The following is an 830-nucleotide window of genomic DNA, read 5'->3' as shown; positions in this document are numbered from 1 at the left end:
GGCGTTATACGGCAAACGGAGTATCGATGAATCGGATAGTTTTGGTCACTGGTGGTAGCCGAGGAATTGGTGCCGCAACTTCCAAGTTTCTTGCAAAGCAAAGCTATGCTGTTTGTGTTAATTACCATTCTAATGAAGTTGAAGCTAATAAAGTTGTTGCTGAAATAGAAAAGGATGGTGGAATAGCTATTGCGGTACAAGCTGATGTGTCAAAAGATAAAGATGTTATTCGCCTTTTTAATACAATCGACAACTCATTGGGTAAGGTTACTCACTTAGTTAATAACGCGGGTATTTTACTTCCACAAATGACTATCGCTGATATGTCAGAAGACAGAATTAATAAAATACTTTCCACTAATGTTACAAGCTACTTCCTTTGTTGCCGAGAAGCTATAAACCGAATGGATAATGGTGGCGCAATTGTTAATGTCTCTTCTGCTGCTTCAAGGTTAGGTTCGCCATCTGAATATCTTGACTATGCGGCATCTAAAGGAGCCATTGATACATTAACAATTGGCTTATCCCTTGAGATTGCAAATAAAAATATTCGTGTTAATTGTGTTAGACCTGGCTTTATTTATACTGGTATGCACGCAGATGGCGGTGAGCCAGAGAGAGTTGAAAGGGTTAAGAGTTTAATTCCATTACAACGAGGTGGTAAACCTGAAGAAGTTGCCGCATCTATTGCTTTTTTACTCTCAAATGAAGCATCATTTATTACAGGTACGTTTGTTGATATAGCTGGTGGTAAATAGCCGTATAACAAGTCACTTAAAAGGACAAAAAACAGTTGGTTTTTGCTCCTGCGTCGCTTATTTTAACCAACT

Annotated in this window: 1 protein-coding gene; it reads left to right on the top strand. The window is 38.6% G+C overall.

Features of this window, described 5'->3' with window-relative positions:
• Positions 1-26: 26 nt before the first annotated feature.
• Positions 27-758: an SDR family oxidoreductase gene (locus tag HC723_RS16960; protein ID WP_190339935.1), complete on the top strand. Its 732-nt coding sequence runs from the start codon at positions 27-29 to the stop codon at positions 756-758.
• The last annotated feature ends 72 nt before the right edge of the window (positions 759-830 follow it).

The sequence above is a fragment of the Vibrio sp. S11_S32 genome (genome assembly GCF_014694465.1).
GTDB classification, from domain to species: domain Bacteria; phylum Pseudomonadota; class Gammaproteobacteria; order Enterobacterales; family Vibrionaceae; genus Vibrio; species Vibrio algicola.
Note: the sequence above shows the minus strand (reverse complement) of the source record. Positions and strands in the feature narration are given on the sequence as shown.

What these genes read in the sequence shown, in the direction of transcription:
- HC723_RS16960 (WP_190339935.1), top strand. Translation starts at nt 27, where the DNA reads ATGAATCGGATAGTTTTGGTCACTGGTGGTAGCCGAGGAATTGGTGCC.